The sequence below is a fragment of the Parazoarcus sp. PS-13 R2A genome (genome assembly GCF_057621855.1).
In genome coordinates this window covers 39,448-64,162 of record NZ_JBYEXN010000017.1, presented here as the reverse complement: position 1 = coordinate 64,162, position 24,715 = coordinate 39,448, and the positions used below count along the sequence as shown (strand labels likewise).

Here is a 24,715-nt window from a genome sequence, read left to right as displayed (position 1 = left end):
AGCTTCAATTACCTTCAGGCCCTCACCTGGGGGACTGTGTGTTCAAGGGTTCGACCGGTCTGGGCCGCGTTGCGCTTCACGCCGCCTTTGTCGTCGTCGAGGCCGGCATGCTGATGTACATGGCGGTCAGCCTGCAGCGCGAAGCCGTCGAATCGACCCGGGCTGCGGAACTGGCAACGCGGATCGGCGATGGCGAGCTGCGGCCCGGCGCTGCCACCCAGACCGCTGACGGCCTGCTCGGACTGGTGGCGAAGATGCGCGCCGAGCTTGGCAGCACGCTCACACAGGTCGAGCGCGAGGCGAGTATGGTGGCGGGGAGCGCACGCGCGGTCGCGGAACTGATGCAGCGGCAGCACGCACCGGGGCCCGCGTCGTCAATGCAACGCTCGACGAGATCGGCAGCATCGAGGACGCGGTAACACGGGTCGGAAACGGCACTCGACTGGCGGCCGAAGCGGAAGGCTCGATCGCAGAGATCACCGACGAAGCGGGCAAGGTCGAGCGCGTCGTCGAGGCCATCGCCAACATGGCACAGGACAGCGCCGATTCGGCGAGCAAGGTCGCACAGGAAGTCGGCGGACTGGAGCGATCGGCGGCGGCGCTGGCTCAGGCGGTGCAGCGCTTCCGCCTGTCCTGAGCGACCTGGAACGGCGCGCCAGCCGGATTGCAGTCACCCGCGATAAGGCGCACCATTTCGCTTTTTTCCAGATAGCTCCTGTCCATGCGTCCCGCCCGTGCCCTGATTGACCTCGAAGCCCTTCGTCACAACTACCGGCTTGCACGATCACGACATGGCGGGCGCGCCTTCGCTGTGGTCAAGGCCAACGCCTATGGGCACGGCGCAGTCGAGTGCGCACGCGCGCTGGCGGCCGAGGCGGACGGTTTCGCCGTCGCCTTTCTGGACGAGGCGCTGCAACTGCGCGCCGCCGGCATCACCCATCCAATCCTGCTCCTCGAAGGCGTGTTCGACGCGGCCGAACTCGATGAGGTCGTGCGCCACCAGCTGTGGACGGTCGTGCACCATGATCCGCAGATCGAGATGATCGAGTCCCGGGCGCTGAGCGCACCGCTGCACGTATGGCTCAAGGTCAACTCGGGCATGAACCGCGCCGGCTTCCTGCCCGACAGGGTGCGGGGTGCCTGGCAGCGCCTGAACGACACCGGCAAGGTCTCCGACATCGCGCTGATGACGCACTTCGCGCGCGCGGACGAACCCGATGTCGCCACCACCGCGGAGCAGATCGCCGCATTCGACGCCGGTACCCGTGATCTGCCCGGGCTGCGCAGCCTGGCCAACTCCAGTGCCATTCTCGGATGGCCGGACGCGCACCGTGACTGGGGCCGCCCCGGCATCCTGCTCTATGGCGCCGATCCGATGCCAGAGGAGAATCACGGGTTGTTTCCGGTGATGACGCTCGAGAGCCAGATCATGGCAGTGCGAGACATTCCGGCGGGCGCAGCGCTGGGCTACGGCGGCCGCTTCGTCGCCGAGGCGCCGACACGCGTCGGCCTGGTGGCAATGGGTTACGCCGACGGTTATCCGCGCAGCGCGCCCGAAGGGACGCCGGTCGCGGTGGATGGAAAGCTCACCCGCCTGATCGGCCGGGTCTCGATGGACATGATGACGGTGGATCTGACCGGCCTGCCCGACGCAGGCATTGGCAGCCGGGTCGAGCTCTGGGGCCGTCAGATATCGATCAACCGCATCGCTGCGGGTGTCGGGACGATTTCCTACGAATTGCTGTGCAACGTGAAGCGGGTCCGCTTCGAATATCTCGGCTAAGCGCCGGGGCAGAAACCGGGACGCGACGCATGTCGTCGCGACTCCCGCGCAGCGCCAGCCCCAGGCCTGAACCTGGGGCACTCTCCCACGCTTACTGGTGCACCTTCTCGATGGTCAGCGCCACGCCGCTGGCGTCCGCTGCCAGACCGTCGATCCGTCCTTCGAGGTCGCCCGGCTTGGCCATCACATCACCGGACTTGGACACCCGCACGGCCAGCGCCAGTGTTTCCGGCAGCGGTGCGTTGCCCGACATGCGGGGAACACCGTCGAAGCTGAAGTCGAGCGGCAACTCGCTGCCCTTGAAGCGCAGCGCGGCAATCGGCGGTCCGCCCGCAGCGCCGCGCACGAACACGAACACCGTGTCGTCCGCCAGCACCTGATCGCGCAGCGCAGGAGCGACGTCGAGTCGGCCGGCAATCTTCAGTGCGCTGTCCGCAGCACCCTCACCGTTCGCCACCGCCTGTGCAGGCGGCATCTGCTGCCCGGCCGAAGCCGCGAGTGCAGGCATCCCGGCCTTCTCGCGCGCGTCATTGATGCTCGCACGCAACTGGCCCTCGATCTCCTGCCCGGGCGGAACGCGCGCCAGGATGCGCTCCCACAGTGCTGCTGCAGCCGCAAAATCGCCGCGCTGGTACGCGCCCGTACCCGCAAGCGCGAGCGACTTGACGTGGTTGGGGTCGATCTCGAGCGCACGCGCAACCAGTGTTTCCGCCTCGCCAATGATGCTGCCGTTCTTGGTTGCCACAACGTCGGCCCAGTCGGCAACTACGTCGGCATTGTCCGGGATCAGTTCGGCGAGCCGTGCGTAGGCCTTGGAAGCCTCGGGGTAGTTCTCCAGCACCAGCCAGGAGCGGGCGAGCATGGCCCAGCCTTCGACGTTGTCGGGCTCGTTCTCGAGACGGGCCTCGAGCGTGCCGACCATTTCCCTGATCTGCTCGGGGGAGAAGGTCTGCTGCCCGGCGACCTTCTGCGGGTCGAGCGCGTCCGGCGTGCCGACCGAGAGATAGATCATCGCCGCCATTACCGGCACACCGAGCCCCACCAGCACCGCCCAAACGCGGGCGGGGCGGGCGCTGGCGCCGGGCGCCATGACCTTGCCCTCATCCAGCGCACGGCGTTCGAGTTCATCGCGGCTGCGCACATAGGTGGCGTCGTCGATTCCGCCTGCAGCCCGTTCAGCATCAAGATCAGCGAGCTGCTCACGCAGCACCAGCATGGCCGTCGCGGCCTGCTCGGCATCGGCCGCAGCCGGCGTAACGGAAGCGTCACGACCGCGCCCGAGCAATGGCGGGACGACCATGAGCAAGGCGCCGGCCACCAACAGGCCGGCGACAATCAGGAAGGTGATCACGAACGGGGCTCCTCGGCAGACGGGATGTCTGCGGTTACGGGCGTATCGCCCGCAAGCAGTGCGCGGGCACGATCGCGCTCCGCGGTGGAAAGGTTTTCCTGAGCGTCAGCTTCGGCCTGACGCCGGCGCAGACGCAGGGCGAGCCAGCCCGCGCCGCCGATCAGCAGCGCAGCGGGGCCACCCCACAGCAGCACCGTGGAGGCCTTGAACGGCGGCTCGTAGAGCACGAAGTCGCCGTAACGCTCGACCAGATAGTCGATCACGTCATCCTTGCTCTTGCCGGTTTCGAGCTGCTCACGCACCTGATTGCGCAAATCGATCGCCAGAGGCGCGTTCGATTCGGCAATCGACTGGTTCTGGCACACCAGGCAGCGCAGCTTGTGAGAGAGCTCCAGGACTTCATCCTCGAGCGCCTGATTGGCCACCACCGGCGTGGCCGTACCCGGCTCGGCGGCATGAAGCATTGCGCCGCTGCCGAACGCACACACCATGAGCAGGGCGCCGGCAATGCGTCGCCCCGAACTAAAGCGATCAGCCTGCACGCTGCAACTCCTCGATCTTGGGCATCAGCACGTTTTTCAGATTCTCCGGTGTGACCGGCCCGATCTGCTTGAAGCGGATGCGCCCCTGCTTGTCGATGAGGAAGGTTTCAGGCACGCCATAGACGCCGAAATCGATCCCCACCCTGCCGTCGATATCCATCACCGACAACTGATAGGGGTTCCCGTGGCGGCTCAGCCAGCCACGCGCGCGCTCGATCGCCTGCCCGGTCTCGACTTCGAGTGCCATGCCGCGGGCGTCGATTTCGCCATCGCCACGCACTTCCTTGTAGTTGAGGCCGACGATGGGCACCACGCCGCGGCGGGACAGTTCGACCAGCACCGGGTGCTCCTGACGACAGGCCACACACCACGATGCCCATACGTTGAGCAACCACACCTGGCCCTTCATCTCGTCGAGACCAAAGGTCTGCTCGGGCTGATCAAGCCGTGCGAGCCGGAACGCCGGCGCCGGCTTGTCGATCAGCGGCGACGGCACTTCCCGCGGGTTGAGGGTGAGACCGAAACCGAGAAATCCGATCAACAGCAGAAACAGAAACAGCGGAACAAGGAACTTGGCTTTCATGAATGCTTCTCAAATGGCTTGCTGCGCAGCACCCTTGGGGGCGCTGCGTTCGGCCAGACGGCGGTAACGACGATCTGCAGCGGCAAAAATGCCACCGAGCGCCATCAGGATGCAGCCCACCCAGATCCAGCTGATGAAGGGCTTGCGGTGCAGACTCACGATCCAGTCACCCTCAGGCAACTGCTCGCCGAGCGAGGCATAGATATCGCGGAAGGGGCCGATGTTGAGGGAGGCTTCGGTCATCGGCATGCCCATGGCGCGATACACGCGTTTCTCCGGCGTCAGCACGTCAACGAGCCTCCCGTCCTTGCTCAGCTCGATCGTTGCCCGCGAGGCATCGTAGTTGGGTCCCGCAATGCGCTCCACACTCTTGAAGTTGAAGCTGTAGCCGGCAAAGTCGGCACGGTCTCCCTCCTTCATGCGCAAGTCGAGGCTGGCATCGATGCTGCTGACCAGCGTCACGCCAATGATGAAGATGCCAATACCGAAGTGGGCAGTCCACATGCCCCACCAAGCAGCGGGGATGGTGGAAAGACGGCTCGACATCGTTGCACCCGCACGCTCACGCAGACGACTGGCGAGCAACTGGAAGCTCGCCAGCACGACCCATGCCGCAAGGGTGAGCCCGAGCATCGTGCGCCAGGTCGGATGACCGATCGCGAATGCACCGCCCACGCCAATGAGGATGCTGGCAACGCCAGCCGGGGCCAGGCGCCTTGCAACCGCATCCACCTTGTCGTTCTTCCAGCGCAGGAAGGGCGCGAACATCATCAGCACCACGACCGGCGTCATCAGCGGCACGAATACCGCCTCGAAATACGGTGGGCCGACCGAGATCTTGCCCATGTTGAGCGCGTCGAGGAAAAGCGGATACAGCGTACCCAGCAGCACCGAGGCCGACACCACCGCCAACAGCACGTTGTTGCCCAGCAGCGTGGTTTCGCGCGAAACGAGACCGAAACTGCCGCCACCGGTAAGACGCGGCGCACGCCACGCGTACAGCAGCAGCGACACCCCGATCACCAGCACCAGCAGGCCGAGAATGAACATGCCGCGCGCCGGGTCGGTGGCGAAGGCGTGCACGCTGGTGATCACACCGGAGCGCACAAGGAAGGTGCCGAGCAGCGACAGCGAAAACGCGCCAATGGCCAGCAGCACCGTCCAGCTGCGGAACGCACCGCGCTTCTCGGTTACCGCGAGCGAGTGGATCAGTGCGGTTCCCAGCAACCACGGCATGAACGAGGCGTTCTCCACCGGATCCCAGAACCACCAGCCACCCCAGCCCAGTTCGTAATACGCCCAGGCCGAACCCACCATGATGCCGGCCGTGAGGAAGACCCAGGCGGCGATCGTCCATGGCCGCGACCAGCGCGCCCATGCCGCATCCAGGCGTCCGGTCAGCAGTGCCGCAATGGCAAAAGCGAACGCGACGGAAAATCCGACATAGCCCATGTACAGCAGCGGCGGGTGAATGATCATGCCCGGATCCTGCAGCAGCGGATTCAGGTCACGCCCCTCCGCCGCACCCGGCAGCAGGCGGTCGAAGGGGTTTGATGTCACCAGCATGAAGGCGATGAAGCCGACGCTGACACAGCCCAGCACACCGATGACCCGCGCCAGAAACGGCTGTGGCACGCTGCGCGAAAACACGCTGACCGCCACGGTCCATAGCGACAGGGACATCGCCCACAGCAACAGCGAGCCCTCGTGGTTGCCCCACACACCGGTGATCTTGTACATCAGCGGCGTATCGCTGTTGGAGTTGACTGCAGCCAGTCGGACCGAGAAATCGCTGTTGATGAAGGCCCAGGTCAGACAGGCAAAGGCAAACACCACGAAAACGAACTGCCCCTGCGCCGCAGGCCGGGCAACGGCCATCATCGACGGATTGTTGCGCGACGCCCCCACGAGCGGCACAACGGCCTGCACCAGCGACAGGACCAGCGCCATGACAAGGGCAAAGTGACCAAGTTCGGGGATCATTGGCTCACCGTCGCGGCGGTTTTCTGTGCTTCTTCAACCGCGTGCGCGGCTTCCGGCGGCATGTAGTTCTCGTCGTGCTTGGCCAGCACTTCGGTGGCGCGGAACTGACCGTCCGCGCCGAGCGAGCCCTGGATCACGGCGCCCTTGCCCTCCTTGAACAGGTCAGGCAGCGTGCCCTTGTAGGTGACCGGGATCACCTTGGCAGTATCGGTAATGGCAAAGCGGACGGTGAGTCCGTCGGCTTCGCGCTGCAGCGATCCGTCCTCGACCAGACCGCCAATGCGGAAGGTCTTGCCGGTGGGCGCCTTGCCCTCCATGACATCGGTCGGCGTGTGAAAGAACACCAGGTTCTGCTGAAAAGCGGACAACACCAGCGCCACGGCTGCAACGAGCAGCGCCACGCCACCACCGACCAGCATCATGCGTTTGCTACGGGGTTTCATATCAAGACTCCATGCGGGCGCCAGCGCGCCCCGATCCATCTTTGCCCACCGCGCGGCGCCAGCGCAACAACCGCTTCACGGTGTCCTTCCGACGCTGAAACACCAGCACAAGTTCCAGCGCGATAACAGCGAAGGTGATGCCATAGCTGCCCCATACGAAGGCACCCGCACCACCCATGTCCCAGAACGCAGACCACGACTCCCATTGCATCAGCTTCGCGCTCCTTCACGATCGAGCACCGCCCCCACCCATTCGGTGTGACGCTCGCGCTCGAGAATCATCGGCCGCACCCGCCACAGGGTCACCGCAAGGGTGTAGGCCCATGAGGCAAACGCCATCACCAGCATGCCGACAAGCATGGTCGTGGCCATCGACGGCGCCTTGGTCAGACTGACCGACGCCCCCTGATGCAGGGTGTTCCACCATTTAACCGAAAAGTAGATGACTGGCACGTTAACGGCCCCGACCAGCGCGATGATGGCACCTGCACGATCGCCGCGGCGCGGGTCCTCGATGGCACGGGTCAGCGCGATGAAGCCGAAGTAGAGGAACAGCAGCAGCAGCTGCGAGGTCAGGCGCGCATCCCACACCCAGTATGCACCCCAGGTCGGCCGTCCCCACAAGGCACCGGTCCACAAGGCCACGAAACAGAACATCGCGCCGGTCGGCGCCAGCGCCTGACTCATGACGAAAGACAGGCGGGTGTTCATGATCAGCCCGACCGCCGACCAGAATGCCATCACCAGGTAAATGAACATCGACATCCATGCCGCCGGCACGTGGATGAAGATGACGCGATACACGTTGCCCTGCGTCGCATCGACCGGCGCCACGAAGAACGCCAGCCACAAGCCGGCCAGCGTAAGCACGACGGCGATCGCCGCAAACCAGGGCGCCATGCGCCCCGCCAGTGGATAGAAATTCTGCGGAGCGGCAAAACGGAGCAGGCTGGGACCACGCGGACTTGAGTTCATGCGAGTGTCTTGGTCGTTTGGGCCAGAGGCCATGTCAGGTCATTCAGTCGAAATACGCAAGGATGCAGCGCACGCCAGTGGTGCCAGTGCGAGGGCCCCGGCAAGACCGCCGCCGAGCAGCAGCAGATGCGCCACCGCCCCCGTGCCGGAAGCCTCGGCTTCCACCGCGCCGGCACCGAAAATCAGCACCGGCACGAACAGCGGCAGGATCAGCAGTGCCAGCAGCATGCCGCCACCACGTACACCCAGTGTCAGCGCCGCACCGACCGCGCCCAGCAGGGCAAGAATCGGCGTGCCCAGCGCCAAACTTAAGACCAGCACCGGCAACGCGCCTTGCTCAAGGTCAAGTAACAGCGCCAGACCGGGTGCCACCGCCACGACAGGCAGGCCTGTGGTGAGCCAGAACGCCAGCACCTTCGCCAGCACCCACAGCACTGCCGGCTCACTTGACAGAAGCAGCTGCTCCAAAGTTCCGTCGGCATAGTCCTGCGCAAACAGGCGGTGCAGCGACAACAGGCAGGCCAGCAAGGCCGCCACCCACAGCACGCCGGGCGCAATCGCCCGCAACAGGTTGGGCTCGGCACCGACACCGAAGGGGAACAGGCACACCACGATGACGAAGAAGGCCAGCGTCACCATGACGTCGGCCCGGCCCCGCCAGGCCAGCAACAGGTCACGGCGCAGAACGGCAAAAAAGGTCCTCAGCACGCAAACGCTCCGACATCGAGCACCTTGGGCGGCACGGCGAATGGTGCATCCTGGTGCGTCGTGAGCATCACCATGCCGCCAGACGTGCAATGGTCCGACAGCGTACCCGCCAGATCCTCGACGGCGCCCACATCGAGCGCGGTAAACGGTTCGTCCAGCACCCACAGGGGCCGCCGTCCGGACAGAAACAGGCGTGCCAGCCCCACCCTGCGGCGCTGTCCCTGGGAAAGCACCCGCGCAGGCAGATCGAGCTGATTGGCAAGGCCGATGCGCACCAGCGCCTGCATGCAGGTTTCGGCGTCGGCATCGTCGCCCGCGGCGGCAACGGCAAACTGCAGGTTCTCGAGCGGTGTGAGCATGTCGTTGAGTGCAGGCGCATGACCCAGGTAGAGCAGGTCGCGGTGAAATGCCTCGCGGTCGCGGCCGATGGCCGTCCCCTTCCAGCGCACCTCTCCCGCCTCGGCCAGCGCAAGCCCGGAGACCAGCCGCAGCAGGCTGGTCTTGCCCACCCCGTTGGGGCCGGCAATCCGCAGCAGATCTCCCGCCGCCAGGCGCAGGGCGAGTCCACGAAACAGCAGGCGGTCGCCTTTCAGGCAGGCAAGATTGTCGGCTTCGAGCATGGGGACGGATTGAACCACAGCACGGCGCTGGCTGAAACGTTTTCTGCTTGTAAACCCGCTCACACGACAAAATCGCCGCGTTTCGCGACGCCTTGAACGCTTCCGGCCCGGCACAACAGTCGTCGACTGCGTGCCGGGCCGGAAGCCGCTGACGGACAGAAGGTCTTATTCAGCCTTAGGTGGCGTGGGGTGGAAGACCTCGGGTGCGACGCCGCCATGATCGGCGCCGATGCTCTGATCCACTGCAGGCAGGGAGTGAGCGATGCCCTTGTGGCAGTCGATGCAGGTCTTGCCTTCGGCCAGCCCGGCCTGGTGCATCTGGTTGGAGCGCCGGCCCTGAACCGAGTAGTCGAAGTACTCGTAGTTATGGCAGTTGCGGCATTCCTGCGAGTTGTTGGCCTTCATCCGCCGCCACTCGTTCTCTGCCAGGCGCAGGCGCTCTTCCTGGAATTTCTCGCGGGTATTGATCGTACCCATGATCTTTCCATAGACCTCCCTCGAGGCCTTGATCTTGCGGATCATCTTCGGCCCCCACTCCTTGGGCACATGGCAGTCCGGGCAGGTCGCACGCACGCCGGTGCGGTTCTGGTAGTGGATCGTGTTGCGATACTCCTGGAACACGTTGTCCTCCATCTCGTGGCACGAGACGCAGAACTTCTCGGTGTTGGTCATTTCCAGGGCCCAGTTGAACCCGCCCCAGAACACGATGCCGGCGGCAAAGAGCAGCACGATGGCGCCCCAGCCGGCGTTGCGCAGCCTCTGCCGCATTCCCTTCTTTTCAGTCATGTCTATCCCCGGTCAGACGGCCTTAGCGCAGGCCCTCGGCGCGTTGGAAGGTATTGCCGACCAACGGCTTGGCGTCGGTCTGCGGCACGTGGCACTGCATGCAGAAGTAGCGTCGCGGCGAAATGTTGGACAACTCGCCACCGTCGCGGTCCTTGAAGTGCGTCAGGCTGACCTTGGTCGCCCCGGTCTCCTTGTAGCGGCTCCACGCATGGCAATCCATGCAGCGGTTGAAATTCTTGGTCAATTCGTAGCCATCCACCTTGTGCGGGATCAAGGGCGGCTGCTGCACATAGTCGCGCTGGATCGGCGGCTGGTCGGGCACCGGCTTGAAACTGCCCGCCGGCAGCTCGTTGGCCGAAACGTCCGCGCCGCGGATACTGCTGACGTTTTGCGCGCCGACTGGCACAGCGGCCGCGCTCAGGCCCAGTGCGACCATCAGCGCGAGTGCAATTTGTCGGGTCTTTTTGTTCATGACTCGCTCCTGTCAAATCGTGTCGAAATACGGAAAACGTCCTTGCCACAGACATCGATACAGCGGCCACACGAGGTGCAGTCGCCATCGAGGATCAGCGGATGGTCCTGCCCCACACCCTTGAGCGCGGGACGAATGACCTGAGGTTCGGGGCAGACTGCAAAGCAGTCCATGCAGTCGTTACAGGCGCTGCGCCGGTTGGCCGAGACGCGCAGCATCGCGCTCTTGCCGATCAGTCCGTAAAAAGCACCCTGCGGGCACAGGTGGCCACACCAGCCACGCGGCGCGATCAGCAGGTCGTAGAGGAAGATGCCGCCGACGATGCCCCACGACAGACCGAAACCGAAGATCAGCCCGCGATGGAACATCGACACCGGATTCACCCACTCCCACGCCAACGACCCGGTCACCGCAGCCAGCACCAGCACGAAGCCGAGCAGCCAGTAACGCGTATTGGCCGAGGGCACCTTGCCGCCCTTGAGGCCAAGCCGGCGCCGCAGCCAGGCCGCGGCATCCGTCACCAGATTGACCGGACACACCCAGGCGCAGAACATCCGGCCACCGAGCAGCAGATAGAACGCCAGCACGATGGCGCCGCCGATCAGCGCTTCACGATACGGCAAGTGCCCGGCAGCGGCCTGCTGTGCGATCAGGAAGGGATCGGTCAGCGGCAGCACGCCCAGGGTCAGGCTCGAAGCCAGATTGCCCTTGACGATCCACCAGCCGAACCACGGCCCGACCATGAACAGCGCGAGAATGCCGAGCTGGCTGGCACGCCGCAGCAGCAGCCACTTGTGCGCGATCAACCAGCCCTTGGCTTCGATGGCTTCCGCGCCCGGACGTGCGACCACGCCGCGCATCGCGGCACCGCGCACGCTGGTTGGCGGCACCGCGCCACGGCTCTGGGTATGCGCGCTCATGGCTTCCACCCCGAGTCGATACCGCTTTTTTCAGCCGCAGCAGGTGCATCACCCGGTCCTACGCGGGTGTCGCCGTAGGCCTTGCCTTCGAGCCCCCGCACCGGCATCTCGAGCTGGTCGCCGATCAGGGAGCCGCCGGCTTCGGCCTTCTCTTCCCAGCCGCGACGGTAGTGCTCGGCCTTGGAGCCTTGCGCCAGCTTGAGCGGCAACACCTTGATGGCAGACTCGCCCGGCAGCACGCAGGAACGCTCGCACTTGCCACAACCGGTGCAGGCGTCCGAATGCACCGTCGGCAGCAGCATGGCGTGACGGTCGGAGCGCGGGTTATGCACCAGTTCCAGCGTGATGGCCTTGTCGATCACCGGGCACACCCGGTAGCAGACGTCGCAGCGCAGACCGAGGAAATTGAGGCAGTTCTCCTGGTCGATCAGCACCGCAAGACCCATGCGTGCCTCGCCGATCTCGCTCAGCCCGCGATCGAGCGCCCCCGTCGGGCACGCCGCCACACAGGGGATGTCGTCACACATCTCACACGGAATCTTACGTGCTTCGAAGTAAGGGGTGCCGGTGGCCACGCTGTCGCCAAGTACCGCCAGCTTCAGCGTGTCATACGGGCAGTCACGCACGCACAGCCCGCAACGCACACAGGCGGCCAGAAAATCGGCTTCGGCCAGCGCACCGGGCGGACGGATCGCCGTCGCCGGCAGCGCCGAAGCCTGTCGGGAATACAGACCGGTCCCGAGCGCGAGCAGACCCGCCCCGCCCGCCACGCCTGCCGCATCCTTGAGGAAGCGGCGACGTGACTTGGCTGGGCCGGTGCTGGCAGGCGCGGAAGCGGTCGTATTCTGGGTTTTACTCATGATTGTCGTGTATCCGGCCACCTGCAGTGCCCCATCGGCACCGCAGGTGTCAGGCTCACGCCTCGTGGTTTCAGGCCTTGGTTACCTTGACTGCGCACTTCTTGAAGTCGGTTTCCTTCGAGATCGGGCAGGTCGCATCGAGCGTGAGCTTGTTGACCAGCCGGCCCTCATCGAAGAAGGGCACGAAGATCAGGCCCACCGGCGGCTTGTTGCGGCCGCGGGTTTCGAGCCGGGCGACGATCTCGCCACGACGCGAAGCGACTTTCACCGCCATGCCACGCTGCAGACCGCGCTTGCTTGCATCGTCCGGATGCATGAAGACCTGGGCCTCGGGCACCGAGCGGTGCAGCTCGGGCACGCGACGGGTCATCGAGCCGGTGTGCCAGTGTTCGAGCACGCGACCGGTACACAGCCACATGTCGAAGTCCTTGTCCGGCATTTCCGGAGGATCCTGGTAGGGCAGCGCGAACACCACGGCCTTGTTGTCCTTGTGACCGTAGAACTTCACCCCCTCGCCGGTCTTGACATACGGGTCGTAGCCCTCGCGGAAGCGCCACAGGGTTTCCTTGCCATCGACCACCGGCCAGCGCAGACCGCGCGCCTTGTGATACACGTCGAAGTCGGCGAGGTCGTGACCATGACCGCGACCGAAGCGTGCGTACTCCTCGAACAGGCCTTTCTGCAGGTAGTAGCCCAGCGCCTTCGACTCGTCGTTGGTGTAGCCCTTGATCGCGTGGCTGTTGGCCTTCTCGATGTCGGACAGCGGGAACTTGTTGACCTGGCCGTTGGCGTAGAGCACGTCGTACAGGGTCTTGCCCTTGTACTGCGGCATCTTGGCGATGAGCTCGGCCGGCCACACTTCCTCGACCTTGAAGCGCTTCGCAAATTCGATGTACTGCCACAGGTCGCTCTTCGCCTCACCTGGGGGTGACACCTGCTGACGCCAGAACTGGGTGCGACGCTCGGCATTGCCGTAGGCGCCTTCCTTCTCGGTCCACATCGCCGAGGGCAGGATCAGGTCGGCCGACATCGCCGACACCGTCGGATAGACGTCCGACACCACCACGAAAGCCTCTTCGTTGCGCCAGCCCGGATAGACCTCATCGTTGATGTTGGGGCCGGCCTGCATGTTGTTGGTGGTCGATGTCCAGTAGCACTTGACCTTGCCATCCTTGAGCGCGCGGCTCTGGGCCACGGCGTGGAGGCCGACCTTGGACGGAATCGTGCCTTCCGGCAGCTTCCAGATCTCCTCTGCAATCGCGCGGTGCATCGGATTGCCAACCACCATGTCTGCCGGCAGACGGTGGGCAAAAGTGCCGACTTCGCGTGCCGTGCCGCAGGCCGAGGGCTGACCGGTGAGCGAGAACGGGCTGTTGCCCGGCTCCGAGATCTTGCCAACGAGCAGATGCACGTTGTAGATCATGTTGTTCACCCAGGTACCGCGGGTGTGCTGGTTGAAGCCCATGGTCCAGAACGACACCACCTTGCGGTTCGGGTCGGCATAGGTTTCGGCCATCCGCTGCAGGTTCGCGACCGGCACGCCGGAAAGCTTGGACACTTTCTCGGCGGTGTACTCGGACACGAACTTGGCGAACTCGTCGAAGGTAATGTCCTTGGCCGCGCTGGCATTGCCCTTGGGCTTGCCGTCCGCGCCCGGATAGCCGTTATTGGTGGCTTTCGCTTCCAGCACATGGTTCGGACGCAGGCCAAAACCGATATCCGTCTCGCCCATCTTGAAATTGACGTTGCGGCTGACGAACTCGGTGTTCACCTTCTTGTTCTGGATGATGTAGTTGCAGATGTAGTTCAGGATCGCCAGATCGGTGTTGGGCACAAAGATCATGGGGTTGTCGGCGAGCTCGTAGGAACGATGCTCGAAGGTCGACAGCACGTGGACCTCGGTGCCTTCCTTCGACAGCCGACGGTCGGTGATGCGGCTCCACAGGATGGGGTGCATCTCGGCCATGTTCGAGCCCCACAGCACGAAGCTGTCGGCGTTCTCGATGTCGTCGTAGCAGCCCATCGGCTCGTCGATGCCGAAGGTACGCATGAAGCCGGTAACAGCCGACGCCATGCAGTGACGCGCATTGGGGTCGAGGTTGTTGGTGCGGAAACCGGCCTTGTACAGCTTGGCCGCCGCATAGCCTTCCCACACCGTCCACTGCCCGGAACCGAACATCGCGATCGAGTCGGCGCCGTGGGTCTTGATCGCGGCCTTCCACTTGTCGGCCATGATGTCGAAGGCCTGATCCCACGAGATCGGCGTGAACTCGCCGTTCTTGTCGTACTTGCCGCCCTTCATGCGCAGCAGCGGCTTGGTCAGACGGTCGTCGCCGTACATGATCTTCGACAGGAAGTAGCCCTTGATGCAGTTCAGGCCGCGGTTAACCGGTGCATCCGGGTCGCCCTGAGTGGCCACGATGCGGCCGTTCTGCACGCCGACCAGCACCGAACAGCCGGTACCGCAGAAGCGGCAGGCTGCCTTGTCCCAGCGCACCTTGGTGCCGTCGCCATTCTTGGCCTGCGCCTGCGCCACCACCGGAATGCTGATGCCCGCCGTTGCCGCTGCGGCCGCAACCGCATTGGCCTTGATGAATTCGCGTCTGTCCATGCTCATTTTCTTCATGCCTCCAGGTTTTCGAGACCTTCATCCGTGTATTCGTAGGCGAGCGTCACCCCTTGCACCCTGGGGCCGAGATTCACCTTCAGTATCGAGTCGGTCACCGACCAGCCTTCACCGTCTTCCACGGTGACGACGATGCGACCGGTTTCAAGCGATTCACCCTGCACCTCAACGCCGGGCACCTGCTTCAGAAAGTCGTGCACGACGGCGAAATCCTCGGGCTTCGCCCGCACTACCAGGCTTGCGATGTTCATGTGCTCTCCTTGTTCGCCATATCCATCTCCCCTGCCTTCACCGTGATTGCCCGGACCGGGCAGGGGGCGAAACAGGCACCACAACCATTGCAGCTCTCCAGCGTCAGCGCCGGCAGCGCCACGCCGCCAAGACGCGGGCGAAAACGGATTGCCCCCGCAGGACAGGCCTCGCCGCAGACCCGGCACTCCACGCCGCTCATTGCCAGGCAGGCGTCCCCGATGTGCGCCTGCAGACGCCACGCCGGAGCATCCTCCGCCGCGCGCTGCAACGCCGCCGGTTCGCAGCGACTCACGCACTCGCCACAGAAGGTGCACTCGCCGTGGCTGAAATCGACTGCCGGATAGGCGCCGTCGGCATGAATCAGAATGCCGGTCGGACAGGCCTTGATGCAGGCGTCGCAGCGCGTGCAACGCTCGATGAAGGCAGCCTCGTCAAGCGCCCACGGTGGACGCTGGGCGGGGTTCACGGTGCGGATGCGGCCACGCAAAAAACTTCGGCGCGAAAGAGCTGCAGGTTCCAAGAGGGTTTTCCCGTATAGCGAATAGGGACATTGAAAACCCTTGCCGGGAGTACGTCATTGATGGACGTCAAGACGAGAATAGCTCTCAGTTATGCGGCTTCGATGCGCATGACCGGGTGCGCGAGGTGACGCGCGGAGAACACTGCAAACTACAACGAAGGAAATAGATGTCTAGCTGCGCAGGTGCTCGACCGCCCACACCGCGGCTTCCACCCGCGAGCGCATCTTGAGCTTGCGCAGGATGTGCTTGACGTGGACCTTCACCGTGCCTTCGGCGATGTCGAGCTCGCGCCCGATGAGCTTGTTCGACAGACCGCCGGAGATCTGCTCGAGAATGCGCACCTCCTGCTCGGTCAGTCCGGCGGCGGCGATTGATTCGGGCTGCGCAGGGCCGCGCAGGGCGGCGGCCATGAGGTGGGTGAGCGCGTCGGAGATGACGATGCGGCCACTGCCCACATCGCGCAGCGCATCGACCATGGCCTCGGGCTCCATGTCCTTCAGCAGGTAGCCATCAGCGCCCGCGCGCAAGGCGGCGACCAGGTCCTCGCCGTGATCGGACACCGTCACCATCACCACGCGACTGTCGAGACGGGCGGCGCGGATGGCGCTCAAGACCTCGATCCCGTTCATGTCCTTCATGTTCAGGTCGAGCAGAATCAGGTCCGGCTGCAGGCGCACAGCCAGCGCCAGGCCCTCCTCTCCCCCGGCGGCCTCGCCGATCAGGTTCAGCGTGGGGACGGTCTTCAGCAGCTGGATCAGGCCCTTGCGGAACAGCGGGTGGTCATCGACGATGATGACGCTCTGGACATCGCTCATTTCACGCTCCCGAATGCGATGGGTGTCTCGGTCACGATCGCCGTGCCGGCACGAAAACGCAGACTGACCCGCGTCCCCCCGCCCGGACGCGGGGCAATGTCGAAACGCCCCCCCAGGCTGCGCGCACGCTCGCGCATGATCGCAAGGCCATGATGGTTGCGTGCATCGGAGACCGGCTCGCCGAGCCCCACACCATTATCGTCGAGCACGACGGAGAACTTACCGTCCGCATCACACTTCAGGCTCAGCCAGGCCTTGCTCGCACGCGCATGTCGCACCATGTTCGACAGCCCCTCGCGGATGATATGCAGCACATGCACCTCCTGGTTGGGGCCGAGGTGACAGTCCGCAAGCCGGGTTTCGAGTTCGACCTCGATCTTGCCCTTGCTCGCATACTCGTCCACTGCGGCCTGCAGCAGCTCCGAGAAATCACCCGTCATCTTGAGCCGGAACGACACCAGCAGCTCGCGCAACTGGCGGTAGGCGGCACTGATGCCCTCGCGCAGGTCGGCGAGGATGGCCTCAGCCTCGGCGCTGCGCGCAGGATCGCCCACCAGTGGCTGCACCAGGCTGACCTGGATCTTCATGTAAGACAGGGCCTGGGCGAGCGAATCGTGCAACTCGCGGGCAATCACCGAGCGCTCCTCCTGCAGGGCGAGCAGGCGCGCCTGCTCGCTGCGTCGTGCGGCCCCAAGTGCCATCCCGACATGGCGCGACAGCGCCTCGACCAGCTGCTGCTGCCAGGCTTCGAGCCGCTGCCCGGGCGCCAGCGCCAGACGCAACATGCCGAGATGACGTTCAGCATCACGCAAGGGGACCCGCAACAGGTCGTGGTCGCCCTCGCGCTCGTAATCCCAGTCACCCGAATGCGAACGACAGCGGGCACAGGCCAGCTCGGCCTCGACCCCGCTCTCGACATGGTCGGGGCACGGGCCGATCGAACTCGCGATCACGGAAGCCGGCCCGTCATGGCGCGGCTCGATGCAGGCCAGACTGCCCCGCAGCCCCGCCACCTGCTCGATGTCACGCAGCGTGGCCTCGTAAGCCTCAGGCGCAGCCGGCGCGTGGTACAGGCGAGCAATCGCGTGGTACAGCAGCTCGAGCGCCCGGTTGCTGCGCTGAAGCTCGGCCGTCTTGGACTCGACCCGACTCTCCAGGTCGCGATAGAGCTTGGACAGTTCGCCCGTCATGGTGTTGAAAGCCGTCCCGAGCTGTCCGAGCTCGTTGCGTCCGGTGTGACTCACCTGCGCAGAAAGATCGCCGGCCGCAATGCGCCTGGCAGCCAGCAGCAGCGCGTTGAGTGGCCGGTACACCCGGCGCTGGAGCAACACCAGCGCCAGTGCCACCACGAGCAGGGTCAGCCCGATCGCAAGCGCGAGAATCTGGCGCAGGTCGCCGATGCGCTGCTCGGTGTCATGTTCGAGCACCGCCACCAGGGTGTTGAGCTGTTCGACGAAGGCGTCGACCTCGTTCAGCAAGGCGCCCACGCTTTCACGCGAAGGCGGAGGACCGTCTGTCAGGATCGAATCGACGCGGGGTTTCACGCTCAGACGCCAGGCCGCCTCGGCACCACGATAGGTCGCCGCGAACACACTGTCCGGCGTGCGCTCAAGCACGCGCAGCAGGGCCGGATGGACGAGACTCTCTTCGAACTCCCTGAGCGACGCCAGCACGCGCTCGGTCGCGACTTTCTCCTCCAGCACGTCAGCCACGACCAGGCTGGCCATGCGGTGGGTGAGCCGGCGCAGGCTGCCGGCGACGTTGATGGCGCTCGCACTGCCCTGCACGGTCTCGGCCACGAGGACCGAGGTGCTCATGCCCGCCAGACCGATCACCGTCAGCGCCGCCATGGCCAGCGCGACCAGCCACAGGATTGAGCGTCGCGCCAGCCCGTCAAACAGACGTCCAGTCATTTTCCTGCTCCTGAAAACCCGGATATGAGGGGGTACCCCGAACACGCCCATGGCATACAAAAAACCTCAATTTCAAAATTCATGTCTATAGTAAACAAGGCATTGAGGCGAAACGCCCATACCTCTTCGGAGGTACTTCGGTGATCGAGACACACCGGGGTGCGGATTCAGACGCGCGGGAATACGCCCTAAACTGGACAAGACGCGGCTACCACGAGTCGGCCGCAAGGAGCTAGTACAATGACCGCCGAACCTGTTTCCACATTCTTTTCGACCCTTGCCCGCACCTCGCCGTTCGACCTGCTCGACAACGAGGGCATGTTGCGACTGATCGACGGCGGCCGGGTGCTTCACTGCGAGCGTGGCGAAATCGTCACGCACTCGCACGACGCAGCGGATTGCATGTGGGTCGTGCTCAACGGCGAGGTCAAGTGCTCACTGATTTCCGCCAGCGGGGCTGAAAAGATCATACAGGTTGCCGGCGCGGGCGCACTGTTCGGCGAGGAGGCAGCCCTGCTCGGCCGGCCCCAGCTGTTCACCGCCCAAGCCACGCGTGACACCAATCTGCTACTGGTCCGCAGCGCTTCGTTGCGCACCGCGATGGCGGCGTCGGCTTCGTTCGCCAATGCAATGACGCTGCGCCTTTCGTCGTCCATCTACGACCTGATCGAGAACCTGCAGATCTGTCTGCAGGGCACCAGCACGCAGCGCGTCGCCCACTATCTGTCGCGGCTTGCGCCCGAGAGCGCCGAGCATTTTGAAATCCAGCTCGAGACCGACAAGCAGAACATCGCCGCGCAGCTCAACCTGACGCCGGAAACCCTGTCACGCGTGCTGTCGCGCTTCATGCGCGATGGCATGATTCGCCCGCAGGGGCGCCGTGGTCTGGTGCTGGACAATCTGTCGATGCTGCGCAGCTGCGCTGCGGGCTGAGCGCGGTCAGACGGCGCTAGAGCGGCTCGGCAGACGCGAGATTTTCAGCAGCGCCGAGCCAGCGACTCAGGATGCGGTAGGTATCGAGTTCGAAGCGCGGCTGCACGCTGTCGAGCACCGCAGCCACCTCATCCCGCGTTTCGACGCTGCCCAGATGGCACCAGTGGTCGACCACATGGAATGCCGCCCGCCCGCTGGCTTCGTGAACTTCAGGCAAGATCACCGCACCCGGCCACGGCCAGGGCTTGAGACGGGCCGAACCGAGTGCGCCCAGCAGCCTCGTATCGTGCGCTTCGAACGACTCCCGCCCGGCGCACACGCCGGCGCAGCGCTTCATGCCGAAGGCCATGCACGGCCCGCTGCTGCCTGGCTCGATACCCAGCCGGCGCGGGCACAGCTGATAGGCCTGGGCGAGCTCGCGCAGCAGGTTCTCTGCCTCCTTGCGGTTGCGAAACGCGCCGAACAGCTCTTCCCAGTCGCGGGGATCGGTGTCCGCAATGCGCACACGCTCGAGCACCGGCGGCCGCTTGCGGCCAGGCACCATGCGCAGGGCAAAGGTCTCCTCGCTGGCGCGCAGCAGGCGGTTGTGCAGCGGCTGACGCGTCTTGACCAGATCGGCCTCGAGCAGGAGCGCGCCCAGCTCGCCAGCGGTCTCGATCCAGTCCACCCGCCTGACCTGACGTGCAAGCTCGGCTTCCTTGCCCTTGCGGGTTGCGGCTGAGAAGTGCTCCATCACCCGGGTGCGCAGATTCACGCTCTTGCCGATGTAGATCGGCAAGTCGGGACGCCCGCCTTCGGGCGCGGTTTCGGTGCCAAAGAAAAGATAGACGCCGGGCGACGGCGGCATGCCCTCGATCGCCCCTTCAGGCAGACCGGGCGGGCGCGCCGCCGCCTTCATTGCACGTGTGACGGCCTGCTGCAGGGTTTCCGCAGGGAAGGACTGCTCCACCAGCTGAACGAACTGCCACAGCGCATCGGTATCGCCCATTGCCCGGTGGCGCGCGCCGCACGCCAGCCCGTGGCGCGCGATGAGCGCATCGAGCCCGTGGCGATGGAATTCCGGATAGAGCGCACGCGACAGCTTGATGGTGCACAACACCGGCGCATCCAGACTGCGGCCAAGGCCGGCAAAGGCATTCTTGAGGAAGCCGTAATCGAAGCGGGCATTGTGGGCGACGAACACGCAGCCCTCGAGCAGGGCCGCGACCGCATCGGCAAGCGCCGCGAACGCCGGCGCGTCGGCCACCATCTCGTCGGTGATGCCGATGAAACTCTGGATCGTGGCCGGGATCGAGCGCCCGGGGTTGACCAGGCTCTCCCAGCGCTCAACGACGCGCCCGTGCTCGACGCGGATGATCGCGATCTCGGTGATGCCGTCACGCTGCAGGTTGGCGCCGGTGGTTTCGAGATCGACGAAGGCGAGCCGCTCGGGCAGGGACATACGCTCAGACAGTGGCAGGTTTGCGGCCGACATACTCACGGAATACACCCAGGGTGAGCATGCAGCGCACATCCTCGAAACCGGCCTGGCGCATTGCCTCGAGCACCCGTTCGGGCTCGACGGCGGCCTGAATGGTGTCCCAGTAATACTCCCAGAGCATCGACACATCGGGGTTGCAGCGCGCCACCCGGGACAGCAGGGGCACGATGCCGCGGATGTAGATGCGCATCATCAGCCGCCCGAAGGCGCTGCGCGGACGGGTGATCTCCATCACGCAGGTCCGGCCACCCGGACGCAGGACGCGCAGATACTCGCCGAAGGCCTGCTCAAGCGAGCCGACGTGGCGCAGTGCGTAGCCCATGGAGACGAAATCGACGTTGTTCTCGGGCAGCGGAATCGACTCGGCGTAGGCCTCGATGGTTTCCACCGACAGCTTCTTGCGCAACTCGTCGAGCATGCCGGGCGAGGGGTCGAGCGCCATCAGGCGGCCCTTGGCGCCGATGATGTGCTGCGCCTCGCGCGCAACCAGCCCAGTCCCTGCGGCAACGTCGAGCACGGTCATGCCTGCGGTCAGCCCGCTGCGCTGCAATGCCCAGCGCCGATACCACGGGCCGGTACCGAGCGCGGTGATGTTCTCCGCCCGGTCATAGCCCGAAGCGGCACTGTCAAACAGCTTTCGGGTATTGACCCGGCGTTCTTCCTCGCTGGCGAAATAGCGCTGCAACTGAGGATCGGTCTGAAGCGGACTCGCGCTCCGGGCGGGTTCGGTCATCAGTGCGGATCAGTGGTTGATGTCGTAGTAGTAGCCCTTGGTCGGCACTTTGGATTCCTGCGCGCACTTCTGCGCCGCGAGGTCCTGCGGCTTGTCCCACCACAGCGCACGTCCCTGGCGCTGCTCGACAGCCTGCTCGGGGTGCTTCTCCATCCACTCACGCATGAATTTGGTATGTTCTGATTCGTAGATCGCCATGATGCCTTCTCCCTCGTAGACCCGCGGGATTCTAGCAGGTCGGACGCGGGCGGTCTCCCTGCCGCGCACGGTGCAGCGGCAGGATTGCGCGGTCAGACGCGGCCGTCGGCCTTAAGGCGGCCGATGCGGACCACTTCGGGCACGCGCCTGACCGCGCGCATGACGCGGGCCAGGTGCATGCGGTCACGCACCTGCACGGTCAGGTTGAGGGCGGTGTAATCGCCCTGCTCGTTGTCCATGTTGACGGTCTGGATGTTGCAGTCTTCCTCGGAGATCGCGCTGGCCACTCGGGCCAGCACCCCGCGGGAATTCTTGCTCAGCACGCGGATGGTGACGTCGAACAGACGCTCGTCGCTCGGCTCCCACTCGACATCCACCCAGCGCGCGCGGTCGCCACGCAACTTGGCGACCACCGGACAGTCGTGCAGATGCACTTCCAGCCCCTGGCCCTTGCGAATGGTGCCGATGATCGGATCGCCTGGAATCGGCTGGCAGCAGCGTGCCAGCTGTACTGCAATGCCTTCGCTGCCACGGATCTGAATCGCGCCGGCGGGCTTGGGCTTGACCACGTCGGGGCGACCCGACTCCTGGTCCTGCGCCTGCGACAGGCGCCGGGCCACGATGACCGGCAGGCGCTTGCCGAGACCGATGTCGGCGAAAATGTCCTTCTTGATGCGCACACCGCGATCGCGCAGGAAACGGTCCCAGGCGAAGGTGGAGATCTGCCCCAGGGTGAGGCCGTGCGGGCGCAATGCCTGATTGAGCAGGCGTTCGCCGAGCGCGACAGACTCTTCCTGCTGGGCGTTCTTGAGGAAATGTCGGATCTGCGCGCGGGCCTTGCCGGTACGCACATAGGACAGCCAGGCCGGATTGGGCGCGGCATGCGCCGCGGTGATGATCTCCACCTGATCACCGTTGCGCAGTTCGCTGCGCAGGGGCATCAGGTCGGAGTTGATGCGGCAGGCCACGCAGCGATTGCCCACGTCGGTATGCACCGCATAGGCGAAGTCGACCGGCGTCGAGCCGCGCGGCAGATTGAAGATCTTGCCCATCGGCGAGAACACATAGACCTCGCCCGGGAAGAGGTCGATCTTGACGTGCTCCAGGAACTCGGCAGCGCCAACCGAGGTGGACTGCAGTTCGAGCAGCGACTGCAGCCACGAATGCGTTTTCTGCTGCAGTTCGGTGAGCGTCTTCTCGTCTTCCTTGTACAGCCAGTGCGAGGCCACGCCCGACTCGGCGATGTGGTGCATCTCGCGGGTGCGGATCTGCACCTCGACCGGTGTGCCGAAGGGCCCGATCAGCGTCGTGTGCAGACTCTGGTAACCGTTGGCGCGCGGTATCGCGAGATAATCCTTGAACTTGCCCGGCACCGGCTTGTACATCGAATGCAGGGCGCCGAGCGCGAGGTAGCACGAAGGCACGTCGTGCACGATCACGCGAAAACCGTAGATATCGAGCACCTGCGAAAACGACAGGTGCTTTTCCATCATCTTGCGGTAGATGCTGTACAGGTGCTTCTCACGCCCATAGACCTCGGCGGTGATGCCCCACTGCGGCAGTCGCTCCTCGATCGTGGTGAGCACCTTGCCCACCACCTCGCGACGGTTGCCGCGCGCAGCGCGGATGGCCTTGGCCAGCACCCGGAAACGCATCGGGTACTTGTGCTCGAAGGACAGTTCCTGCAGCTCGCGGTAGATGTTGTTGAGCCCGAGCCGGTTGGCGATCGGGGCATAGATCTCCAGCGTTTCGCTGGCAATCCGGCGGCGCTTGGCCGGGCGCACGCAATCGAGCGTACGCATGTTGTGCAGGCGGTCGGCAAGCTTGATGAGGATCACCCGCAGGTCGCTCGCCATGGCCAGCAACATCTTGCGGAAGTTCTCGGCCTGCGCCTCTTCCTGCGAACGGAATTCGATCTTGTCCAGCTTGGACAGGCCGTCCACCAGTTCGGCAGAGGTCTTGCCGAAGCGCTCAGCAATCTCCGCCTTGGAGATGTGCGTGTCCTCCATCACATCGTGAAGGAGCGCAGCAATCAGGGCCTGGGGGTCGAGATGCCAGTCGGCAACGATGGAGGTGACCGCCACCGGGTGCGACACATAGGGCTCGCCGCTGATGCGGAACTGCCCCTCGTGCGCACTGGCCGAAAAATGGTATGCCGCTTCAACGCGCCCGAGATCTTCGGGCTTCAGATACGTGGCAAGCTTTTCGCGCAGCAGTTCGAAGTCGATCGGAACCGCGCTCGATGCGGGCGGGCGAAAAGGTTGCGGGGGCGCGGGCGCAAGGTCGGTTTCCATGATCTCGCCTCGCCCCGCGCGCAATCAGGCCTGACCGCGGTTAAGCATTTCCAGGCCAACCTTGCCCTCAGCAATTTCGCGCAGCGCGATCACGGTCGGCTTGTCACGTTCATGCTGGTCCATGTCGATCTGGGGCGTGCCGCCGAGGGTCAGCTGACGGGCACGATAGGTCGCCACCAGCGTGAGCTGGAAGCGGTTCGGAATCTTTTTCAGACATTCTTCGATGGTGATGCGGGCCATGACTCAGTCCTGTTCAAGGAAATCAAAATACTGCGGGTGTCGCTGGTGCTGATTGGCGTTGCGCAGGCGCGAAGCGCGAACGACGGCAACCAGATCTTCGAGCGCGACTTGCAACTCGTTGTTAATTATAACGTAGTCGAACTCGGCCACGTGCCGCATCTCGCCACGTGCGCCAAGCAGGCGGCGGTTGATGACATCGTCACTATCCGTACCCCGTCCACGCAGCCTGTTTTCCAGTTCATCGAGCGACGGCGGCAGGATGAACACCCCCACCGCGGCAGGAAAAACCTTGCGCACCTGCTGCGCACCCTGCCAGTCGATTTCGAGCAGCGTATCGCGCCCTTGCTCGATCTGCTCCTTTAGCCAGACCTTGGAGGTCGCGTAATAGTTTCCATGCACCTCGGCCCATTCGAGAAATTCGCCGCGGTCGCGCAGCGCACGGAACGTGGGTACATCAACGAAGTGGTACTCACGCCCGTTCTTCTCGCCCGGACGCGGCTCGCGGGTGGCGTAGGAGATGGACAGCTGCACCTGCGGATCGCGCTCGAGCAGACCCCGCACCAGCGTGGTCTTGCCGGCGCCGGAAGGCGCGGTGACGATGAAAAGGGTTCCGGACATTTCAGGCTCTCACTATACGGCGCGCCGCAGGGACAATGCGGCGGAAAGTGAGGATTGTAACGCCCC

At 64.7% G+C, this 24,715-nt stretch carries 27 protein-coding genes; 3 read left to right on the top strand and 24 right to left on the bottom strand.

What is annotated here, in order from left to right; translation table 11 throughout:
• Positions 1 to 38 precede the first annotated feature (38 nt).
• Positions 39 to 419: a hypothetical protein gene (locus tag AC22G6_RS15640; RefSeq protein ID WP_487367515.1), complete on the top strand. Its 381-nt coding sequence runs from the start codon at positions 39 to 41 to the stop codon at positions 417 to 419.
• A 302-nt stretch (positions 420 to 721) separates the two neighbouring features.
• Positions 722 to 1,783 carry an alanine racemase gene (alr, locus tag AC22G6_RS15635; protein WP_487367514.1) on the top strand — a complete coding sequence of 354 codons (1,062 nt, stop codon included), beginning with the start codon at positions 722 to 724 and terminating at the stop codon, positions 1,781 to 1,783.
• 91 nt (positions 1,784 to 1,874) lie between these two features.
• Here the strand turns inward: alr and ccmI are convergent, their stop codons facing one another.
• The 18 genes from ccmI to AC22G6_RS15545 form a co-directional block, all read right to left on the bottom strand.
• Positions 1,875 to 3,134: a c-type cytochrome biogenesis protein CcmI gene (gene ccmI / locus AC22G6_RS15630; protein WP_487367513.1), complete on the bottom strand. Its 1,260-nt coding sequence runs from the start codon at positions 3,132 to 3,134 to the stop codon at positions 1,875 to 1,877.
• Complete coding sequence (locus AC22G6_RS15625) at positions 3,131 to 3,625, bottom strand: cytochrome c-type biogenesis protein (RefSeq protein ID WP_487367564.1); 495 nt, start codon at positions 3,623 to 3,625, stop codon at positions 3,131 to 3,133. The genes ccmI and AC22G6_RS15625 overlap by 4 nt, the downstream gene beginning before the upstream one ends.
• Positions 3,626 to 3,665: 40 nt before the next feature.
• Positions 3,666 to 4,259: a DsbE family thiol:disulfide interchange protein gene (locus AC22G6_RS15620; protein ID WP_487367512.1), complete on the bottom strand. Its 594-nt coding sequence runs from the start codon at positions 4,257 to 4,259 to the stop codon at positions 3,666 to 3,668.
• Between the two features lie 9 nt (positions 4,260 to 4,268).
• On the bottom strand, positions 4,269 to 6,242 hold the full coding sequence (locus AC22G6_RS15615) for a heme lyase CcmF/NrfE family subunit (protein ID WP_487367511.1): 1,974 nt from the start codon (positions 6,240 to 6,242) through the stop codon (positions 4,269 to 4,271).
• A complete protein-coding gene (gene ccmE, locus AC22G6_RS15610; RefSeq protein WP_108950201.1) occupies positions 6,239 to 6,685 on the bottom strand; it encodes a cytochrome c maturation protein CcmE in 447 nt (148 codons plus the stop codon). Before ccmE ends, AC22G6_RS15615 begins: the two co-directional genes overlap by 4 nt.
• 1 nt (position 6,686) lies before the next feature.
• Positions 6,687 to 6,896, bottom strand: a complete 210-nt coding sequence (ccmD, locus tag AC22G6_RS15605; protein ID WP_487367510.1) for a heme exporter protein CcmD — start codon at positions 6,894 to 6,896, stop codon at positions 6,687 to 6,689.
• On the bottom strand, positions 6,896 to 7,660 hold the full coding sequence (gene ccmC, locus AC22G6_RS15600; protein WP_487367509.1) for a heme ABC transporter permease CcmC: 765 nt from the start codon (positions 7,658 to 7,660) through the stop codon (positions 6,896 to 6,898). Before ccmC ends, ccmD begins: the two co-directional genes overlap by 1 nt.
• 39 nt (positions 7,661 to 7,699) lie before the next feature.
• The gene (ccmB, locus tag AC22G6_RS15595) at positions 7,700 to 8,368 is read right to left on the bottom strand and encodes a heme exporter protein CcmB (RefSeq protein WP_108950199.1); all 669 of its coding nucleotides are present in this window, start codon (positions 8,366 to 8,368) and stop codon (positions 7,700 to 7,702) included.
• Positions 8,362 to 8,988, bottom strand: coding sequence for a cytochrome c biogenesis heme-transporting ATPase CcmA (ccmA, locus tag AC22G6_RS15590; protein ID WP_487367508.1), 627 nt, complete (start codon positions 8,986 to 8,988; stop codon positions 8,362 to 8,364). The genes ccmB and ccmA overlap by 7 nt, the downstream gene beginning before the upstream one ends.
• 165 nt (positions 8,989 to 9,153) lie before the next feature.
• The gene (locus AC22G6_RS15585) at positions 9,154 to 9,774 is read right to left on the bottom strand and encodes a NapC/NirT family cytochrome c (protein WP_487367507.1); all 621 of its coding nucleotides are present in this window, start codon (positions 9,772 to 9,774) and stop codon (positions 9,154 to 9,156) included.
• 22 nt (positions 9,775 to 9,796) lie between these two features.
• Complete coding sequence (locus AC22G6_RS15580) at positions 9,797 to 10,246, bottom strand: nitrate reductase cytochrome c-type subunit (RefSeq protein ID WP_487367506.1); 450 nt, start codon at positions 10,244 to 10,246, stop codon at positions 9,797 to 9,799.
• Positions 10,243 to 11,166: a quinol dehydrogenase ferredoxin subunit NapH gene (gene napH, locus AC22G6_RS15575; RefSeq protein ID WP_487367505.1), complete on the bottom strand. Its 924-nt coding sequence runs from the start codon at positions 11,164 to 11,166 to the stop codon at positions 10,243 to 10,245. The genes AC22G6_RS15580 and napH overlap by 4 nt, the downstream gene beginning before the upstream one ends.
• Positions 11,163 to 12,026 (bottom strand): ferredoxin-type protein NapG, encoded by an 864-nt coding sequence (napG, locus tag AC22G6_RS15570; protein ID WP_487367504.1) that lies wholly within the window; start codon positions 12,024 to 12,026, stop codon positions 11,163 to 11,165. The genes napH and napG overlap by 4 nt, the downstream gene beginning before the upstream one ends.
• Before the next feature lie 70 nt (positions 12,027 to 12,096).
• Entirely contained in the window at positions 12,097 to 14,643 is a 2,547-nt protein-coding gene (gene napA / locus AC22G6_RS15565; protein ID WP_487367503.1) for a nitrate reductase catalytic subunit NapA, read from the bottom strand.
• Positions 14,644 to 14,648: 5 nt separating this feature from the next.
• Complete coding sequence (locus AC22G6_RS15560) at positions 14,649 to 14,903, bottom strand: chaperone NapD (protein WP_108950193.1); 255 nt, start codon at positions 14,901 to 14,903, stop codon at positions 14,649 to 14,651.
• Entirely contained in the window at positions 14,900 to 15,391 is a 492-nt protein-coding gene (napF, locus tag AC22G6_RS15555) for a ferredoxin-type protein NapF (protein ID WP_487367563.1), read from the bottom strand. The genes AC22G6_RS15560 and napF overlap by 4 nt, the downstream gene beginning before the upstream one ends.
• Before the next feature lie 204 nt (positions 15,392 to 15,595).
• Positions 15,596 to 16,240, bottom strand: coding sequence for a two-component system response regulator NarL (narL, locus tag AC22G6_RS15550; RefSeq protein ID WP_487367502.1), 645 nt, complete (start codon positions 16,238 to 16,240; stop codon positions 15,596 to 15,598).
• On the bottom strand, positions 16,237 to 18,153 hold the full coding sequence (locus tag AC22G6_RS15545) for a histidine kinase (protein ID WP_487367501.1): 1,917 nt from the start codon (positions 18,151 to 18,153) through the stop codon (positions 16,237 to 16,239). Before AC22G6_RS15545 ends, narL begins: the two co-directional genes overlap by 4 nt.
• 240 nt (positions 18,154 to 18,393) lie before the next feature.
• Between AC22G6_RS15545 and AC22G6_RS15540 the strand changes: the two genes are divergently transcribed.
• Complete coding sequence (locus AC22G6_RS15540) at positions 18,394 to 19,086, top strand: Crp/Fnr family transcriptional regulator (protein WP_108950189.1); 693 nt, start codon at positions 18,394 to 18,396, stop codon at positions 19,084 to 19,086.
• 16 nt (positions 19,087 to 19,102) lie between these two features.
• Here AC22G6_RS15540 and AC22G6_RS15535 read toward each other — a convergent pair whose 3' ends face one another.
• The 6 genes from AC22G6_RS15535 to gmk form a co-directional block, all read right to left on the bottom strand.
• Positions 19,103 to 20,560 carry an exonuclease domain-containing protein gene (locus tag AC22G6_RS15535; protein ID WP_487367562.1) on the bottom strand — a complete coding sequence of 486 codons (1,458 nt, stop codon included), beginning with the start codon at positions 20,558 to 20,560 and terminating at the stop codon, positions 19,103 to 19,105.
• Entirely contained in the window at positions 20,532 to 21,299 is a 768-nt protein-coding gene (locus AC22G6_RS15530) for a class I SAM-dependent methyltransferase (RefSeq protein ID WP_487367500.1), read from the bottom strand. Before AC22G6_RS15530 ends, AC22G6_RS15535 begins: the two co-directional genes overlap by 29 nt.
• 9 nt (positions 21,300 to 21,308) lie before the next feature.
• Positions 21,309 to 21,497: a DUF3460 family protein gene (locus tag AC22G6_RS15525; RefSeq protein ID WP_487367499.1), complete on the bottom strand. Its 189-nt coding sequence runs from the start codon at positions 21,495 to 21,497 to the stop codon at positions 21,309 to 21,311.
• A gap of 92 nt (positions 21,498 to 21,589) precedes the next feature.
• Entirely contained in the window at positions 21,590 to 23,791 is a 2,202-nt protein-coding gene (locus AC22G6_RS15520; protein WP_108950186.1) for a RelA/SpoT family protein, read from the bottom strand.
• A gap of 24 nt (positions 23,792 to 23,815) precedes the next feature.
• The gene (gene rpoZ, locus AC22G6_RS15515) at positions 23,816 to 24,031 is read right to left on the bottom strand and encodes a DNA-directed RNA polymerase subunit omega (RefSeq protein WP_108950185.1); all 216 of its coding nucleotides are present in this window, start codon (positions 24,029 to 24,031) and stop codon (positions 23,816 to 23,818) included.
• A gap of 3 nt (positions 24,032 to 24,034) precedes the next feature.
• A complete protein-coding gene (gene gmk, locus AC22G6_RS15510; protein WP_108950184.1) occupies positions 24,035 to 24,649 on the bottom strand; it encodes a guanylate kinase in 615 nt (204 codons plus the stop codon).
• Positions 24,650 to 24,715 lie beyond the last annotated feature (66 nt).